Source organism: Pantoea sp. SM3, assembly GCF_000963995.1.
Lineage (GTDB): Bacteria > Pseudomonadota > Gammaproteobacteria > Enterobacterales > Enterobacteriaceae > Pantoea > Pantoea rwandensis_B.
On sequence record NZ_JZRD01000033.1, the window covers coordinates 141,250 to 156,840 of the forward strand.

Annotated in this window: 12 protein-coding genes; 6 read left to right on the forward strand and 6 right to left on the reverse strand. The window is 53.8% G+C overall.

The window, feature by feature from the left end; translation table 11 throughout:
* Positions 1-5: 5 nt before the first annotated feature.
* A complete protein-coding gene (locus VI01_RS18985) occupies positions 6-1,157 on the reverse strand; it encodes an MFS transporter (protein ID WP_045816276.1) in 1,152 nt (383 codons plus the stop codon).
* On the opposite strand from VI01_RS18985, the gene VI01_RS25640 reads away from it, so the two are divergent.
* Entirely contained in the window at positions 1,105-1,332 is a 228-nt protein-coding gene (locus tag VI01_RS25640) for a hypothetical protein (RefSeq protein ID WP_197079609.1), read from the forward strand. The genes VI01_RS18985 and VI01_RS25640 overlap by 53 nt on opposite strands.
* Before the next feature lie 137 nt (positions 1,333-1,469).
* On the opposite strand, the gene serS is transcribed toward VI01_RS25640, so the two are convergent.
* The 5 genes from serS to lrp all read right to left on the reverse strand — a co-directional run bounded on the left by serS (position 1,470) and on the right by lrp (position 9,123).
* Entirely contained in the window at positions 1,470-2,762 is a 1,293-nt protein-coding gene (serS, locus tag VI01_RS18990) for a serine--tRNA ligase (RefSeq protein WP_045816277.1), read from the reverse strand.
* A 96-nt stretch (positions 2,763-2,858) separates the two neighbouring features.
* Positions 2,859-4,205, reverse strand: coding sequence for a replication-associated recombination protein A (locus VI01_RS18995; RefSeq protein WP_045816278.1), 1,347 nt, complete (start codon positions 4,203-4,205; stop codon positions 2,859-2,861).
* Positions 4,206-4,212: 7 nt separating this feature from the next.
* The gene (lolA, locus tag VI01_RS19000) at positions 4,213-4,824 is read right to left on the reverse strand and encodes an outer membrane lipoprotein chaperone LolA (protein ID WP_034820613.1); all 612 of its coding nucleotides are present in this window, start codon (positions 4,822-4,824) and stop codon (positions 4,213-4,215) included.
* 175 nt (positions 4,825-4,999) lie between these two features.
* The gene (locus VI01_RS19005) at positions 5,000-8,509 is read right to left on the reverse strand and encodes a DNA translocase FtsK (RefSeq protein ID WP_045816279.1); all 3,510 of its coding nucleotides are present in this window, start codon (positions 8,507-8,509) and stop codon (positions 5,000-5,002) included.
* A 119-nt stretch (positions 8,510-8,628) separates the two neighbouring features.
* Complete coding sequence (lrp, locus tag VI01_RS19010) at positions 8,629-9,123, reverse strand: leucine-responsive transcriptional regulator Lrp (RefSeq protein ID WP_006118610.1); 495 nt, start codon at positions 9,121-9,123, stop codon at positions 8,629-8,631.
* Positions 9,124-9,644: 521 nt separating this feature from the next.
* Between lrp and trxB the strand changes: the two genes are divergently transcribed.
* From trxB to infA, 5 genes are all read left to right on the forward strand, one after another.
* Complete coding sequence (gene trxB / locus VI01_RS19015; protein WP_045816280.1) at positions 9,645-10,610, forward strand: thioredoxin-disulfide reductase; 966 nt, start codon at positions 9,645-9,647, stop codon at positions 10,608-10,610.
* 146 nt (positions 10,611-10,756) lie between these two features.
* Entirely contained in the window at positions 10,757-12,526 is a 1,770-nt protein-coding gene (gene cydD, locus VI01_RS19020; RefSeq protein ID WP_045816281.1) for a cysteine/glutathione ABC transporter permease/ATP-binding protein CydD, read from the forward strand.
* Positions 12,526-14,256 carry a cysteine/glutathione ABC transporter ATP-binding protein/permease CydC gene (cydC, locus tag VI01_RS19025; protein WP_045816282.1) on the forward strand — a complete coding sequence of 577 codons (1,731 nt, stop codon included), beginning with the start codon at positions 12,526-12,528 and terminating at the stop codon, positions 14,254-14,256. Before cydD ends, cydC begins: the two co-directional genes overlap by 1 nt.
* A 33-nt stretch (positions 14,257-14,289) precedes the next feature.
* Positions 14,290-14,982 carry a leucyl/phenylalanyl-tRNA--protein transferase gene (aat, locus tag VI01_RS19030; protein ID WP_034820657.1) on the forward strand — a complete coding sequence of 231 codons (693 nt, stop codon included), beginning with the start codon at positions 14,290-14,292 and terminating at the stop codon, positions 14,980-14,982.
* A gap of 349 nt (positions 14,983-15,331) precedes the next feature.
* Positions 15,332-15,550 carry a translation initiation factor IF-1 gene (infA, locus tag VI01_RS19035; RefSeq protein ID WP_002211347.1) on the forward strand — a complete coding sequence of 73 codons (219 nt, stop codon included), beginning with the start codon at positions 15,332-15,334 and terminating at the stop codon, positions 15,548-15,550.
* Positions 15,551-15,591 lie beyond the last annotated feature (41 nt).

Below are 15,591 nucleotides of genomic sequence, written 5' to 3' on the forward strand. Positions count from 1 at the left end.
AGATATTAAGCATGTGCGATTGGCGTGGCATGCTGGTCAGCTTTACGCAGCAGCATCACCAGATAGACCAGTGCCACAGCGGCAATCATCACAAACAGCAAACGGTCAGAGTAATTTTGCATCAGCATCGATGTCATACCCGGCCCGACCAGGCTGCCGATGGTGTAGCTAAACAACAGCGCCTGATTCATGGCAACCAGCTCATGATGCGCAACGGTTTCACATGCCCATGACATCGCCACTGGATAGAGCGTGAAGCCAGCCAGCCCCAAAACAAACAGTGCAGGCGCCATGGCAGTATCGCCCAACATGGCGATGGCACCCAGAATCACCACAAACACCTGAACGCGCAACACCATCAGGCGCCCAAAACGGTCGGCAAGACGTCCCACCGGCCACTGACCTACAATGCCCGAACTCACCAGCAGCGCCATCCAGTAACCGACGTTGGCATCACTCATTCCCCGATGCGACAGATACAACGGCATCAGACCATACAGTGAGCCCAGTACGATACCGGAAATAATGCAGCCGTTGATGCCCAGACGCGAGCTGCGACGGCGCAACATGGTCCAGATGCGACCGGTAGAAGCCTCTTCAGTCGCTGAGCTGGCATTAACACGCAGGAAGACCACTGGCAGCACAGCGCAGACGATCAGCGCGGTGACCCATGGAATGACATGCAGAAGTTCAGTCGAAACGCGGCTCACCAGCAACTGGCCCGCCACTGTGCCGAGATAATAGACAATCATATAGGCAGCCAACAACTGACCGCGATTACGCACTGTACCACTGCACAGCAACGCACTCTCCACCACCACCCAGATCAGCGCACAACCGACACCCGCAACAAAACGCAGCGCAGTCCAGCTGTAGAAACCCTCTAACAGCGCCATTCCCATGGTCGCCACGGCAAACAGCGCGCTGGCCAGATAAAAACAGCGATTAAAACCATAGCGGTTGATCAACCAGCCTGCGAGCAGCGTCCCCAGCAGATTCCCGGTGTAATAGGCTGAACTGGCCATACCCACCTGCCATGTCGGCAGTTGATCATGGGTAAGCCAAAGCGGTACCAGCGTATTCAGCACAGCAATAGACACCGTCATGAGCATTAAGCCGCAAAGCAGCAACACGACGGGGCGCGACCAGGTAGACATAGGGATTAAAAACCAAAGAAATGAAGATAATTGCGCGCAGTTTGCCATTCGCTATTTTAAAGTCAACGGGCAAAAAATCGCCGCCGCACAATTTGCTGCTGAACAATTTATTATTTTTATCTTCAGCAGCTTAGAGGAGATATATCATCATAAAAACTCAATGCTATCTGCATGAATTTATGGATTTTAGTGTTTTGAGGAAGTCTGCTGACGATAACGTTTATTTCTGATTAATTCTTACTAAAAAATAATCGGCTGAAGCTAAAAACAAAAAACCCGGCATTGCCGGGTTTTACTATCAGAAAGCTGGGGTTAACCAATGATTTCCAGTCCGCCCATATAAGGACGCAGCACTTCTGGTACTTCGATACGGCCGTCAGCCTGCTGGTAGTTTTCCAGCACCGCAACCAGCGTACGACCTACTGCCAGTCCCGAACCGTTAAGCGTATGTACCAGACGCGGTTTCTTATCGGTTTTACTGCGGCAGCGAGCCTGCATGCGACGCGCCTGGAAATCCCACATGTTGGAACAAGAGGAGATCTCACGATAAGTATCCTGCGCCGGCAACCATACTTCCAGATCGTAGGTTTTGGCTGAACCAAAGCCCATATCACCAGTGCACAGCAGTACTTTACGGTATGGCAGATTCAGCAATTGAAGCACTTTCTCGGCGTGGCCAACCAGCTCTTCCAGCGCGTCCATTGACGTTTCTGGCGCAACAATGTGCACCATCTCAACTTTATCGAACTGGTGCATACGGATCAGACCACGCGTGTCGCGTCCATAAGAACCCGCTTCAGAACGGAAGCATGGCGTGTGCGCAGTGAGTTTAATCGGCAGATTTTCTTCTTCCACGATCTCATCACGCACCAGGTTGGTCAGCGGCACTTCCGCCGTCGGGATCAGTGCGTAGTTGCTGCTGCCCGCTTCTTCACCCAAAGGCTTGGTGTGGAACAGGTCTTCACCAAACTTAGGTAATTGACCCGTACCAAACAGCGTCTCATGGTTAACCAGATACGGCACGTAGGTTTCCAGATACCCGTGCTGCTGAGTATGCAGATCAATCATGAACTGGCTAAGCGCACGGTGCAGGCGAGCGATGTGCCCCTGCATCACGATAAAGCGTGAACCGGTCAGTTTCACTGCGGCAGCGAAATCCAGGCCTTTAACCGCTTCACCCAACTCAACGTGGTCTTTTACCGGGAAATCGAACTGGCGGGGCTGACCCCAGCGGCTGACTTCCTGGTTCTCAGTATCATCTTTACCCAGCGGCACTTCATCGGCCGGCAGGTTAGGCAACGAGAGGGCAAAATCGCGGATGGTATTTTGCAGTGTATCCAGCTCAACCTTCGCCGCATCCAGGCGTTCGCCCAGCACGTTCACTTCCTGACGCAGTGGCTCGATGTCTTCCCCACGCGCTTTGGCCTGACCGATGGATTTGGATCGGGAATTACGCTCTGCCTGCAGATTTTCAGTTTCTACCTGCAATACTTTACGACGCTCTTCGAGCGAGCGCAGCGTTTCCACATCCAGTTTGAATCCTCGGCGTGCCAGTTTTTCAGCGACTGCGTCTGGCTCATTACGCAGCAGATTGGGATCGAGCATGCTTATCCTGTGTAATTAAGGTTGGTTGAACGAATGAAGGGATGCATCCCACTGGAATGCATTGAAATACTTGCTCACCTTACCGTAAGGCGTTTATCAGCGGTAGCGTTTTATCGGGCTATTTTGATCCTGTTCAGCCAACCAGGCGAGTTTTTCGCCGATTTTCCCTTCAAGCCCCCGATTGGTGGGTTGATAGTAGCGCGTTTGCGCCATTTCAGGCGGGAAGAACACCTCTCCGGCCGCATAAGCATTGGGTTCGTCATGTGCATAACGATACTCTTTGCCCAGCCCCATCTCTTTCATTAATTTGGTGGGAGCATTGCGCAGGTGCTCAGGCACATCGTAATCCGGGAATTCTCGCGCATCGCGCATGGCCGCCTTGAACGCGGTATAAACCGCATTACTTTTGGGTGCGCAGGCCAGATAAACAATCGCCTGGGCTATGGCGCGCTCGCCTTCAGCAGGCCCGACGCGGGTGAAACAGTCCCATGCCGAAATAGCCACCTGCATACCGCGTGGATCGGCGTTGCCCACATCTTCCGAAGCTATCGCCAATAAACGGCGTGCAACGTACAACGGATCACCCCCGGCCGTAATGATGCGGGCATACCAGTAGAGAGCGGCATCCGGCGCCGAACCGCGCACGGATTTATGCAGCGCCGAAATCAGGTCGTAGAAACGATCGCCTTTGTTATCAAACCGCGCCGACCTTTCTCCTGAGACTTCATTCAGCAACTGTGGCGTCAGCTCACGCTTTCCTTGCGCATTGCTCTCTGCCATATCCGCCATCATTTCCAGCGTATTCAGCGCACGACGCGCATCCCCGTTAACCAACTCAGCAATCATACGCCGGGTGTTGTCTGGCAGCAGAATATCGCTATTACCGTACCCTCGCGCACTGTCCTCCATCGCCTGGGTGAGCACCTGTTCAATATCTTCAGAGGTGAGCGATTTCAGCAGATAGACACGAGCACGCGATAGCAGTGCCGAGTTGAGTTCAAAAGATGGATTTTCGGTAGTCGCACCGATAAAGGTAATGGTGCCATCTTCAATATGGGGCAGGAATGCATCCTGCTGGCTTTTATTGAAACGATGAACCTCATCCACAAACAGGATGGTACGGCGGCCCAGTTGACGATTCTGCCGGGCGCGCTCGATGGCTTCACGGATCTCTTTCACGCCGGATGTCACGGCAGAAATTCGCTCAACATCCGCCTTGCCATAGTGCGCAATAATCTCTGCCAGCGTTGTTTTCCCTGTTCCTGGCGGCCCCCATAAAATCATTGAGTGCAGATGCCCGGCTTCAATCGCGCGCGGCAGCGGTTTACCCGCCGCCAGCAGATGCTGTTGCCCGATATACTGCTGCAATGTGGCTGGCCGCATACGCGCGGCCAGCGGCTGGAACTCATTTGAAGAGGCGAAATCAAGGGACAGGTTACTCACCGCGACCTCACTGACGTTGATCGTCCACCGTTACCCCTTTTGGCGGTGTAAAGGTGAACTTATCTGGGCTAATCGCACCGTTTTTCTGGCTCTTCAGCTGATAATCACTGTGTTGACCATCTTGCTCAATCGCACTGAATTTGTTGATGGTTCCGGAGGCAGAAACATTGATGGTGAATTGCTTCAGGTTGCCATCGCTGCTTTTTGGCGTCAGCTCGAAATTATCACCCTGCTGCTTGATGTTGTACTGCTGCCAGTCGCTTGGCTGATTACGGGCAATCAGCATAAACGGCGTATTGCTGGTGGCGTTCTGCAGCAGGCTAACGCTGGCTTGCTCAACAAACGGATTATAGAACCACAGGTTTTTGCCATCGGAGATAATCACGCTTTCGTCTGGCGCGGTCATATGCCAGTTGAATAAACTTGGGCGTTTAACCCACAGTTCACCTTCACCATCCTGCACATTCGCACCGCTGCCATCTGTCACTTTCTGGCTAAAGCTGGCATGGAAACTGTTCACTTTGTTCAAACGCTGCTGCAAATCGCTCGACGCATCCGCCAATACCGACGAAGAAACAAAACCGGCCAGCAGGCCGCAGGCAATAACGCGTAATTTCATCTGATTCGATTCCTTATTCATGGTTTCCCGACACTTACTGCATTAAACGTAGTTGCCGCTCTGTCTATTCGACAGAAGAAAAAGCCGAAAGCTCCCAACGATATGGGGATCGTTCTGCAGATAAACAACGGGCCAGTGTTAACTGGCCCAGAAGTAAGTCATGGCGTGCGCTAGATTACATCTCGTGCGGCGGCGGTGATAGCACCTCGCGGTTACCATTATGGCCCGGTTCAGAGACAATACCCTGCGCTTCCATCTGTTCAATGATGCGCGCTGCACGGTTGTAACCAATACGGAACTGACGCTGAACACCGGAGATAGAGGCGCGACGTTTCTCGACCACAAATGAGACCGCCTGATCGAACAGCGGATCAAGCTCTTCATCACCATCAAGACCGCCCGCTGCACTCTCGCTCTCTTCACCCGCGGTAATGCTGTCGATGTATTGCGGACGTCCACGCGCTTTCCAGTCCTGTACTACCGCATGCACTTCCTGATCGCGCACGAAGGCACCATGGACACGCACCGGCATTGAGGAGTTAGGCGGCATGTAAAGCATATCACCCATCCCCAACAGTGATTCCGCGCCGCCTTGATCAAGAATGGTACGTGAGTCAATTTTACTGGACACCGTAAAGGCGATGCGCGTTGGGATGTTGGCTTTGATCAAGCCGGTAATCACATCTACCGACGGACGCTGCGTTGCCAGCACCAGGTGAATACCCGCCGCACGCGCTTTCTGTGCCAGGCGAGCAATCAACTCTTCAACTTTCTTGCCCACCGCCATCATCAGGTCAGCGAATTCATCCACCAACACTACGATGTACGGCAGTTTTTCCAGCACAGGCGGCGTGGTCTCCATACTGTCACCCGGCTTCCAGAACGGATCTGGAATTGGGCGTCCCATGGTAGCAGCCTGCTCAATTTTCTCGTTGTAACCGGCAAGGTTACGCACGCCCAACGCAGACATTAGCTTGTAGCGGCGTTCCATCTCACCCACACTCCAGCGTAGCGCGTTCGCCGCATCCTTCATGTCGGTGACCACCTCAGTCAGCAAATGCGGAATGCCTTCGTAGACGGAGAGCTCCAGCATTTTCGGGTCGATCATGATAAAGCGCACTTCTTCTGGTGTGGCTTTATACAGCATGCTGATGATCATGGTGTTCACACCAACCGACTTACCGGAACCGGTCGTGCCGGCAACCAGCAGGTGCGGCATCTTCGCCAGATCGGCCACAACCGGTTGACCCGAAATATCTTTACCCAGCACCACCGACAGCGGTGACGGGTTATCGCGGAATTTATCGCAATCCAGCACTTCGCGCAGATAGACGGTTTGGCGATGTTTGTTCGGTAATTCCAGGCCGACGTAAGGTTTGCCCGGAATCACTTCAACCACACGCACCGCGACAGCTGAAAGCGAACGAGCCAAATCGCGCGACAGGTTAGAAATACGCGCAGCTTTCACGCCAGGAGCAAGATCCAGCTCAAAGCGGGTGATCACCGGACCTGGTGAAATACCGACGACTTCGGCTTTCACACGATAATCGGCCAGACGCGCTTCAACCAATCGTGCTGTCTGCTCAAGCGCGAACATATCCACCGGCTCTTCTTCCGAAGGCGGAGAGGTCAGCAAATCAAGCGTCGGCAGCGGCGTAGAAGGCTTTTCCAGCGGACGTTCATGACGAACCAGGAATGGATGGAACAGGCTATCTTGCGCAGGGGCGGCCGGTTGAGGCGCTTCTGCTGGCGCAGCATAGCTTTCGGTCTCGGATGACGACCATGGGCTATTGTGCTCATTCAGCGATGGCATGGCTTCTGGCTGCGGTGCAGCAGGTTGTTGCCACTGCACAGGTGCTTCCGGCTGCGGTGCGGCAGGTTGCTGCCACTGCGCAGGTGCTTCGGATTGTGGTGCGGCAGGTTGTTGCCACTGCGCAGGCGCTTCGGATTGTGGTGCAGCAGGTTGTTGCCACTGCGCAGGCGCTTCCGGCTCAGGCGTTGCAGCGATGGTAAACAATGGCTCGCTTGGGCCGTCATCGACCAAATCTTTCATTGGCGAAAAATCAAAGGCTGATGAAGTATCAAGGTTAAATACCGGGCCTTGATTGGTTTCAGATTGCTGATAGCGTTGTTGCTGCTGAGCTGCAAACTGATTGGCCAACTGCGCCTGATGTAAAGCCTCTTCATCTTCTTCGACTTGATGCTGTCCGCTTTCTGCATAACGCTGCTGTTGCTGAGATGCAAACGCTTCGCGCAGGTGTACTTCCTGCAAGGCGGTATCCTCTTCATGATCCTGTGAGGGTTCATGATAGGTCGCTGTCATTTCAGGCAACGGCTGTTCGGCTTCTTCGCGCGCTTTGTCTTCTGCCATACGCTGTGACGGCAACTTAATGCCGTAAGAAGCCAGTTCACGACGTGTTGGCAGTTTAACTTTGTTCGGACGCGGCAATTCAGGGCCAATACCCTGCTTCACCTGCGGATTGTAATCACGCTCCGGCACCACATCGAAGGCTGGTGTATACGCAGAAGCCGTTTTCGCAGCAGCTGCCCCCACTGCTGCGGCTGCCGCAGTGTTCAGAGAAGCAGATGATTGAGCGGCATCCTGCCAGTTCCCCATGCGTGGCCCTTCATCGTCATCAACGGGTGAAAACGCTGAGGGTGCCGGTTCGCCCGGAACTTCAAAGCGATACAGCGGCGGTGCGGGTTGAATAACCGGTTCAGGCGCAGGCGGTACCGCAACAGGTGCTACTGCCGCAGGCACCTCAGGGGTATGAGCAACAGGTGCCGCTTCGGCGGGTGCATTGACCACGGGTGACGGCACAACGGGCGCCTGGTGTGCAGCTTCGGCGGTCACCGCAATGGCCGCGGCTGTCGCGGCACTGGCTTTGGCTAGCAGAGGATCATCCGGCAGCTGTTCGGCGATAGGCTCAGCCACCTTACGCGGTTTAGCCAGCAGAACGTCATCATCGTCATCATGCGATTGCGCAGCACGCAGTGAAGGCGCAGCATGTTCGGCATGCTCTTCCTCTTCTTCGTACTCCTCTTCTTCCTGCCAGGGTTCGTCATGACGAGAGCGGTTGCTGGCGAAGGTCAGTACGCCCATCACCACGCTCCCGATTTTTTCGGCGATCGTCAGCCACGACCAGCCCGTGTACAAGGTTATGCCTGCTGCCCAGACGCAGATCAGCGTCAAAGTACCGCCGGCAGAACTAAACCAGGGCGCCATCGCATTACTGACGAGGCTGCCAATTACACCGCCCGAAGCAAAGTACCAGATGTCATCAACGTTCAGCGCGGCTAAACCACAAGTGGTCACCACCAGCGCCAGCACGCCAATCAGGCGTAAGCCCACCGCAAAGTAATCGATGTAATCCTGGCGATCGCGCTGACGGAATGTAATCCAGCACAAACCAATGATGACCGGAGGAATGGCATACGCCATCACGCCGAAAATGAATAAGAGCGTATCCGCCAGCCATGCGCCGACACTACCGCCCAAATTATGGATCGGTTCATGCCAGGCGGTCTGCGACCAGCTTGGATCGGAAGGATTGAAGCTAACCAGCGACACCATCAAATAGATGGCGAACAGGGCCACAAGGATGAGCAACGCTTCCAGCAGCCTGCGTCCACTGCTCAGCGGTTGTAACGAAACGTCTTTATCTTCTGTATATTCCTGGCTCAAGAGAACTCTCCAGGTGCCTGTAAATTAAGAAGGCAACAGCGCCGGGCAAGCCCGACGCTGGTCCTGTATGAATTCACAGGAGTGTACCGAATTCCTGCAAGTTTTGCACCTGCCCTGCATTACCGGGTTTTGATCACCAGACGATTGCTCTGTTTGACCTCTTCCATCACCACGTAAGTACGGGTGTCGTTTACGCCCGGCAGGCGCAGCAAGGTTTCACCCAAAAGCTTACGGTAGGCGGACATGTCCGGTACACGGGTTTTCAACAGGTAGTCAAAGTCACCGGAAACGAGGTGACACTCTTGAGTTTCCTCAAGTTTTTGCACAGCGGCGTTAAATTGTTCAAACACATCTGGCGCACCACGATTCAGAGTAATCTCAACAAATACCAGCAGTGAAGCATCCAGATAATGTGGGTTCAGTTGTGCGGTGTAACCCAAAATGAAGCCCTGACGTTCCAGGCGACGCACACGCTCAAGACACGGCGTAGGTGATAAGCCAACACGTTTTGAAAGCTCAACATTAGAAATACGGCCGTCTTTCTGCAATTCATTCAGAATGTTTCTGTCGATACGGTCCAGATCTTTTCCGGGGCGTTTCTTATTGTCTACCATTATTATTGTCTCTCTTAATTCCTTCCCTTTACCTGCCACACCCTGAAAACGCTCATTGTTCAGGGCCTTACTGAAGTGAAGACGATAAGTCTGTGCAGTAACGCTTCCATCCGTATGACGTATGTTGTCTGTCCACATCATGCGTCATTACCAATGTCAGACTGAGTTTATCCGGCAAAAACGCGCAAAACAGAAATGAAATTCTGTTTTGAACCGCTAAATATTCTCCGCTTCTGGTAATGTTTTCGCAAAACAGCAGGCGATTGTCAAAGTAAAACATCCAAATTCAGTACAAGATGCCAGATAGAGTTCTGGGTTGCTGTTTTTAAATGAGAATTTTTATGCTGCTGCACCAGAATTTGCCGAGCATTGCCCCCTTTTGGCGCAATCGACGTGCAGAATTTGCACTCATCGACTACGCCGCTTGCAGCGATTGTTATCAAAATTGCTGAAACCTTTTTTTGCTGCGCTAATTTCCCTACAATCAAAAACTATGTTGTCGCAAAAAAACTGAGGAACGCATGAGTACGGCCAAACACAGTAAGCTGCTCATTTTAGGCTCCGGCCCTGCCGGATACACCGCGGCAGTCTATGCCGCGCGCGCTAACCTGAATCCGGTATTGATTACCGGGCTGGAAAAAGGCGGTCAGCTCACCACGACCACTGAAGTTGAGAACTGGCCAGGCGATCCGAACGATCTGACCGGCCCGGCGTTGATGGAACGTATGCAAGAGCATGCCGAAAAATTCAACACCGAAATTATTTTCGACCATATCCACACGGTTGATTTGCAAAACCGCCCTTTCCGTTTAACGGGTGACAGCGGTGAGTACACCGCTGACGCGCTGATCATCGCGACCGGTGCATCCGCGCGTTATTTGGGTCTACCTTCGGAGGAGGCGTTCAAAGGCAAAGGTGTTTCCGCCTGTGCGACCTGTGACGGTTTCTTCTATCGTAATCAGGAAGTCGCGGTGATTGGTGGCGGTAATACCGCGGTGGAAGAGGCCCTTTACCTGGCAAATATCGCGGCGAAAGTCCATTTGATTCACCGTCGTGATAGCTTCCGTGCGGAAAAAATCCTGATCGATCGTCTGATGGATAAAGTGCGCAACGGCAACATCGTACTGCACACCGATCGCACACTGGAAGAAGTGGTCGGGGATCAGATGGGTGTCACCGGTGTGAAACTGCTTTCCACCAAAGGTGAAGAGCCGGAAATGCTGGATGTTGCCGGGCTGTTTGTGGCGATTGGTCATAGCCCGAATACCGCCATTTTCGACGGCCAGCTGGCGCTGGAAAACGGCTATATCAAAGTGCAGTCCGGCTTGCAGGGCAATGCGACCCATACCAGCATTCCAGGCGTATTTGCGGCGGGTGACGTGATGGATCATATTTATCGCCAGGCGATCACCTCTGCCGGTACCGGCTGTATGGCGGCGCTGGATGCAGAACGCTACCTTGACGGGCTTGTTAAAACCGATCTGTAACTTGTTAATAAGCTGATCATAATTGCAAAGAGGCGACCTGTTTAGGTCGCCTTTTTTATTGCCTGCATGCTAAAGTTCATGCGCTTAATATTTCCGGATACTTTATCCGGTTTTGCCTCTCTCCATCAGTGATCAAACGGCTTCGCATGGAAAAATCACGGCAGCAACATCTTCTTCGCTGGCTCCGTCAGCAACGTCTCCACGGCGCAAGCAGTTTACGTGCCGCATCGCTATTCGGTTTTGCCGGTGCACTGGTGATTATTGCTCAAGCCTGGTTGCTGGCCTCGCTGCTGCAGAATCTTATCGTCGCCCAACAACCGCGCGGTGCCCTGCTGACTGATTTCATCCTGCTGCTGTTCTGCTTTGCTCTTCGCGCGGGTCTGCACTATGCACGGGAAATGGCAGGTTACCGTGCTGGCGTTGCCATCCGTCGCGCTCTGCGCAAGCAGGTACTGGATAAGCTAAATGATTTAGGTCCTGCCTGGGTTCAGGGCAAACCGGCGGGAAGCTGGGCAACACTGCTGCTTGAGCAAATTGAAGAGATGCAAGAGTATTACGCGCGATATCTGCCACAGATGTCTTTAGCCGTTTTTATTCCCTTCGCCATCCTGATAGCCATCTTCCCGATTAACTGGGCGGCAGGATTGATCCTGCTCGCGACCGCACCGCTGATTCCGATTTTCATGGCGATGGTCGGCATGGGAGCCGCCGATGCAAATCGTCGAAATTTCCTCGCGCTGGCGCGTCTGAGCGGCGATTTTTATGACCGCCTGCGCGGGCGTGAAACATTGCGCCTGTTCCACAGGGCTGCCGCTGAGCAGCAGGCGATTGCTGAAAGCACCACGGATTTTCGTCAGCGCACCATGGAAGTGCTGCGCCTTGCTTTTCTCTCTTCCGCGGTGCTGGAATTCTTTGCCTCACTGGCGATTGCCGTGGTCGCGGTTTATTTCGGCTTCTCCTATCTTGGCGAACTTAATTTTGGTCATTATGGAACGGGTGTGACCCTGTTTGCTGGATTCCTGGCACTGATATTGGCGCCTGAGTTTTTCCAGCCGCTGCGCGATCTGGGTACTTTTTACCACGCTAAAGCGCAAGCCGTTGGCGGCGCCGATGCACTGGATCGTTTTCTTAACGAAAGTCCGGAAATCCCAGCATCAGCCTCCAGCCTGTCAGTCGCTTTCGATACCCCTTTAAGCCTTGAAGCACAGGATTTGGTTGTGATGACAGCCAAAGGTGAAGCGTTATCACAGCCGCTGAATTTTACGCTTGAGGCTAATAAACGCGTGGCGCTGGTGGGTCAAAGTGGCGCAGGAAAATCAGCACTGATGAATGTGTTGCTCGGCTTTCTACCCTATCAAGGATCGCTGTGCGTCAATGGGCATGAACTGCGGGATATTGGCCGTGATAGCTGGCAGCAGCATCTGGCGTGGGTGGGTCAAAATCCACATTTGCCCGCGACCACGCTGCGCGAAAACCTGTCTCTCAACAGCAGCATGGATGAAGCAACACTGCGCAGCGTTTTACAACAGGCGGGCGTGGATGAGTTTCTCGCCCGTTTGCCGCAAGGCCTCGACACACCCATTGGCGATGGCGGAATAGGCCTTTCTGTTGGCCAGGCGCAACGCATCGCCGTTGCGCGTGCACTGTTAAAACCGGCACAACTCCTGCTGCTGGACGAGCCGGGTTCAGGCCTTGATAGCCAAAGTGAACAGCATGTGTTGCGCGCATTAAACCAGGCAGCCACACAGCAAACTACCCTCATGATCACCCACCAACTTCACGATCTTGCCAGTTGGGATGAAGTTTGGGTGATGCAATCCGGGCAACTGGTGCAGCAGGGGCAGTGGCAACAACTGATTGCTCAGGACGGGCCGTTGCGTGCCATGGTGCAGCATCGCCAGCAGGAGATTGTCTGATGAATCCACTATTGCCGTTTCTGCGCCTGTTTCGTCGTCATCCGTGGCGTTTAAGTCTGGGTATCATCTTAGCTATTGCGACTTTGCTCGCCAGTATCGGCTTGCTCACCCTATCTGGCTGGTTCCTCGCCGCCTCATCGCTGGCTGGCGTGGCTGGCCTGTACAGTTTCAACTATATGTTGCCCGCAGCAGGGGTGCGTGGAGCGGCAATCACTCGCACTGCGTCGCGTTACTTCGAGCGCTTAGTCAGTCACGATGCCACTTTCAGGGTGTTGCAGCATTTGCGTGTGTTCACCTTTAGCAAACTGATCGCGCTGGCCCCCGAACAACTGGCCTGTTTCAGACAGGGCGAACTGCTTAACCGCTTTGTCAGTGATGTCGATACGTTAGACCATCTCTATCTGCGCGTCATTTCACCGCTGGTCGGTGCGGCGGTAGTGATAGTGGTGGTCACTTGCGGTCTGGCGATATTGGATGTGCCACTGGCGCTGCTGTTGGGCGGAATGATGCTGCTGACGCTTTTGCTCATGCCGCCGCTGTTCTGGCGATTAGGCACCTCAGCCGGGCATCGCATCGCCCAGCACCAAGCCAGTTGGCGTTTGCAACTGACGCAGTGGGTAACCGGACTGGCTGAACTGCAAATTTATGGTGCTGCGGTCTTATGGCGTAAAAAACTGGATGCCGAAGAGATGCGCTGGCAGCAGGCACAGCAGCAACAGCATCGTCTGCAAGCGCTGGCGCAAAGCCTGTTATTGTTAATCACCGGCTCAACCGTCGTCTTGCTGCTGTGGATCTCCGCAGCGGGCGTAGGCGGCGATAGCGCACCTGGCGCATTCATCGCGCTTTTCGTGTTCTGCGGCCTGGCGGCATTTGAAGCGCTGGCACCGGTAGCAGGCGCATTTTTGCCGCTTTCGCAGGTCAGTGGCGCGGCACAGCGCGTACAGGAAATCATTGAGCAAGCGCCTCTGATTCGTTTTCCCTCCTCGACCGTGTCCTCTGGTTCGGGTATCAGCCTGACGCTGGAAAAGATCACTTTCAGCTATCCGCAGCGACCGGAGCCGGTACTCAGGCACTTCTCGCTTTCGCTACGAACCGGTGAGCATCTGGCACTGCTCGGCCCCACCGGCTGCGGCAAATCCAGTTTGCTGGCATTGATCACGCGTGGCTGGCAGGCGCAGCAGGGCGACATTCGACTAAATAATATTCCCCTTGCCGAGTGGGACGAAAAAAGTCTGCGTCAACGTATCAGCGTGGTCACGCAGCGCGTGCATCTGTTTAGTCAGACGTTACGCGATAATTTGCTGCTGGCACACCCTGCCGCCAGTGATGAACAACTGAATGCAGTCCTGCATCAGGTTGGACTCACCCATTTGGCGGAACATGATGAAGGGCTCAACGCGTGGATGGGCGAAGGTGGCCGCCCGCTGTCGGGAGGCGAACTGCGTCGCCTGGCCATTGCGCGCGCCCTGTTGCACAACGGCGATCTGTGGTTGCTTGATGAGCCCACCGAAGGCCTGGATGCCACCACCGAACAGCAGATATTGACGCTGTTGCGTCAGGTCAGTCAGGGTAAGACGGTAATCATGGTGACCCATCGCCTCAGTGGCCTGGCAACAATGGATCGTATCTGCGTGATGGACCAGGGGCAGATTATTGAGTCGGGCACGCATGACGAATTAATCTCAAAAGCAGGACGCTATTGGCGTTTCCACCAGCGCTTTGCGCTATAGTCTTAGCGAGCAGCCCGAAGGGTAATTGACGCAATGAGACTGGTACAACTTTCAAGGGATTCATTAAATTTTCCTCCGCCGGAGATGGCGCTGCGCGAGCCGAATGGATTATTGGCGATGGGCGGCGACCTCTCCCCTGCCCGACTGATGAACGCCTATCAGCGCGGCATTTTCCCCTGGTTTTCACCCGGCGATCCGATTCTATGGTGGTCGCCCGATCCGCGTGCCGTGATGCTTCCGGAATCTTTTCATCTCAGCCGCAGCATGGCGCGTTTTCATCGCCGTTCGCCTTTTCGCGTCACCATGAATCATGCCTTCCCGCAGGTACTGGAAGGCTGTGCCAGCGGCAGACAAGAAGGCACCTGGATCACCTTTGAAGTGAAACGTGCGTGGCTACGCTTGTATGAATTGGGTCACGCGCATTCGATTGAAGTCTGGAGTGATAATCGACTGGTGGGCGGCATGTATGGCCTGGCACTTGGGCAGATATTTTGTGGTGAGTCGATGTTCAGCCGCCAGGAAAATGCCTCAAAAACCGCGCTATGGGTTTTCTCTCAGCACTTCCTCGCTCATCAGGGACGCTTGATTGATTGCCAGGTGCTTAACCCACATACGGCTTCGTTGGGCGCCGTTGAAATCCCGCGTGTCGATTATTTACAGTACGTGCAAACACTGGCGTGGCAGCCTGTTTTAAGCGGTTGCTGGCAAACACAAACCCTTTTTTGACCCAGCTCGCAGATGTTTTGCACACAATTCCCGACAAAAGTGATACAATAAGCGAGTTTGGTATGTCGTCCGCGCTTCGCTGTGGCGAGCCGGAATTGCCAGGTTGGGAATCTCATCCATTTCCCGAAGCTGTTGCTGTTGTGCACTTGATGCTGATTGCGACAACTTCTTAGCCCGCTAATCCCCCGCAGACGTCAATAAAAACACCCGAATTTTTCCGTAATGCACGCGCAATGGCGCGACGCACGGCGAAGCGTTGGCAAAATCGCCAACGGTTCTTTACATAAATCATGGAATTCGGCATTATCTTGCCGGTTCAACAGTTTGGTAGTTCACCCCAGAGGATTCGATGGCCAAAGAAGACAATATTGAAATGCAAGGTACCGTACTGGATACGTTACCTAACACCATGTTCCGCGTAGAACTTGAAAACGGGCACGTGGTTACCGCTCATATCTCCGGTAAAATGCGCAAAAACTACATCCGCATCCTGACGGGCGACAAAGTGACTGTCGAGTTGACCCCGTACGACCTGAGCAAAGGCCGCATTGTCTTCCGTAGTCGCTAAGTTGTTGTCCACATCTCGCGTTTGTGGCAATTAACTGAGCG

What these genes read in the sequence shown, in the direction of transcription:
- VI01_RS25640 (WP_197079609.1), top strand. Translation starts at nt 1,105, where the DNA reads ATGAGCATTAAGCCGCAAAGCAGCAACACGACGGGGCGCGACCAGGTA.
- infA (WP_002211347.1), top strand. Translation starts at nt 15,332, where the DNA reads ATGGCCAAAGAAGACAATATTGAAATGCAAGGTACCGTACTGGATACG.
- aat (WP_034820657.1), top strand. Translation starts at nt 14,290, where the DNA reads ATGAGACTGGTACAACTTTCAAGGGATTCATTAAATTTTCCTCCGCCG.
- cydC (WP_045816282.1), top strand. Translation starts at nt 12,526, where the DNA reads ATGAATCCACTATTGCCGTTTCTGCGCCTGTTTCGTCGTCATCCGTGG.
- lrp (WP_006118610.1), bottom strand. Translation starts at nt 9,123, where the DNA reads ATGGTAGACAATAAGAAACGCCCCGGAAAAGATCTGGACCGTATCGAC.
- lolA (WP_034820613.1), bottom strand. Translation starts at nt 4,824, where the DNA reads ATGAAATTACGCGTTATTGCCTGCGGCCTGCTGGCCGGTTTTGTTTCT.
- cydD (WP_045816281.1), top strand. Translation starts at nt 10,757, where the DNA reads ATGGAAAAATCACGGCAGCAACATCTTCTTCGCTGGCTCCGTCAGCAA.
- serS (WP_045816277.1), bottom strand. Translation starts at nt 2,762, where the DNA reads ATGCTCGATCCCAATCTGCTGCGTAATGAGCCAGACGCAGTCGCTGAA.
- VI01_RS18985 (WP_045816276.1), bottom strand. Translation starts at nt 1,157, where the DNA reads ATGTCTACCTGGTCGCGCCCCGTCGTGTTGCTGCTTTGCGGCTTAATG.
- trxB (WP_045816280.1), top strand. Translation starts at nt 9,645, where the DNA reads ATGAGTACGGCCAAACACAGTAAGCTGCTCATTTTAGGCTCCGGCCCT.